The organism is Binatus sp. (SeqCode), assembly GCF_036522015.1.
GTDB lineage: Bacteria > Desulfobacterota > Binatia > Binatales > Binataceae > Binatus.
Map to the genome: position 1 here is coordinate 1 of NZ_DATDGQ010000148.1, position 1,880 is coordinate 1,880.

3 protein-coding genes are annotated in these 1,880 nt (G+C 61.5%); all 3 read left to right on the top strand.

What is annotated here, in order from left to right; translation table 11 throughout:
- On the top strand, positions 1-1,061 hold a 1,061-nt coding region (locus VIW95_RS06150; RefSeq protein ID WP_331584553.1), incomplete at its 5' end, for a hypothetical protein.
- A gap of 7 nt (positions 1,062-1,068) precedes the next feature.
- Positions 1,069-1,299: a hypothetical protein gene (locus tag VIW95_RS06155; protein WP_331584554.1), complete on the top strand. Its 231-nt coding sequence runs from the start codon at positions 1,069-1,071 to the stop codon at positions 1,297-1,299.
- A gap of 244 nt (positions 1,300-1,543) precedes the next feature.
- Positions 1,544-1,880: FmdB family zinc ribbon protein (locus VIW95_RS06160; RefSeq protein WP_331584555.1), on the top strand; the 337-nt coding region annotated here is incomplete at its 3' end.

Sequence of the window (1,880 nt, forward strand, 5' to 3'; positions counted from 1 at the left end):
GAAATCCAATCGCGCTCATGCGTACTCGATGGCCGTGGCAGGCCCTCGCGATTGCAATCGCGATCGGCGCGGTCTGGTACGTGCCGGCCGCGTTCGTCGGCGGTCACAAAATCGTCAGGATCATTTTCGCCGAGAATTTCGGACATTTCATGCCGGCCAAACTCGGCGGCACCGGCGAGAGTTATCGACCCTTCTACTATATAGGCGCGCGCCTGCTCGGCGGTGCTTTCCCGATGACGCTCTTGATCTTGCCCGCCGCGCTGGCCTTCTACACGTGTGAGATTTCTGCCGACAAGCGCCGCCCGGTGATCTACCAAATCAGCATGTCACTCGCAGTGCTGCTGTTTTTTTCGATCGCGAGCGTCAAGCGCGACGACTACATCCTGCCCGCGCTACCGGGGATTGCGATCCTGTGTGCGTCCCAATTTTCGCTTGATGGGATCCGCGGTGCCGCCGCGAAGCTGCGCGACGCGCTGGTTGCGGCGTTCGTCTTCGCCCCGATCGTCGTCGTCCTTTACGTCGCGTTTTTCTCCGACCATGCGCCGCAGGCGAATCTTCAGTCGAGCGACTCCGCCTACTACGCCCTTTTCAGGGCGATGCGCTGGGCGAGCCCCATCTCCGATTTGTTCGACGTCTGGCTGGTCGCCGTCACCATCGAAGTACTAATCCTGAGCCGGCCGCAACGACGCAGTACGCTCGGAGTCGGCATTGCGTTCGGTCTTACCGCGCTCGTTCTCTCTCTCTTGTGGACCATGACGTTGCGACCCATGCTCGCCGAAATGCGCAGCGTCAAGAGTTTCGTTCCGACCATCGCCGATCACGTCAAAGCCGACCAATTATGCGTTCCGAATGGCATCAACTACGAGCTGTCGTACTACTACGGCGCTGCGGTGCCCGATGTCAGCAATCCGCGATGCGCCTACATGCTCGCGACGCCGCGCGAGTTGGACGCGATGACGCCCGACTATCGGGCACGCCTCAAACTCGTCGAGAAGTCCAATCTCATTGGTGGCGGCGGCCCTCCGGCGCTATTTGAAATTTCGCCCGAAGCCGCTAAATAGAAGTAGAATGGCTGACCGCGCTGAACAGGCCGAGCATGCGATTAGCGCCCTGATGCGCTTCGTCGTCTCACTAATCATCCCTCTCTGGGCGCTCGCGATGCTCGCGCTTGGCATCGAGTATCGCTCGATTTGGTGGCTCGGATGCGGCGCTGTGGTCGGCGCGATTGGCCTGCTGTTCATGGTCGGGAACCCCTTGGCAAAGCCGGTGCTCGACATCCGCGAGAGTTGGCGGAAGTAAAGACGGGGCTGCGCGCCCCGCACCCGCGGCAGGGGTGACCCCTGCACCCAGTGTTAAGAAAGTGCTGGACACGAGACCGCTTCGCGTCCTCGCGCCCAAACTTCCTAACAGGGCGTCAGCCCGCATCCTTGCTTTCCGAATACCGGGTGCAGGGGTCACCCCTGCCGCGGGTGCGGGGCGCGCAGCCCCGCTTTGATCCTGCTGATTTGCGGGCGCTACCCGGGCAGGATATTCTTTAGATCCGATGCCGATTTTTGAGTATGAATGTGCGCGATGCGGGCTCGTCAGCTCTCATGTCGTGATGGGTTCGTCGCGTCGCCGCGAGCGCCTCGGTTGCCCGCAATGCAAGTCGGCGCGGCTACGGCGCGTGATGTCGTCCTTTGCCGTGGTCGAGAGCGAGGCGTCACGGCTGGCGAGTTTCGACGCGTCTAAGCCGCGCGACGATTCTTACTATCGCGACTCGCGCAACGTCGGGATGTGGGCGAAGAAGCGGGCCAAGGAGATGGGCGTCGATCTCGGCTCGAAGTTCGAGGCCACCGTCGAAAAAGCTCGGAGCGGCAAGCTGATCAAGGAGATGACCT

What these genes read in the sequence shown, in the direction of transcription:
- VIW95_RS06155 (WP_331584554.1), top strand. Translation starts at nt 1,069, where the DNA reads ATGGCTGACCGCGCTGAACAGGCCGAGCATGCGATTAGCGCCCTGATG.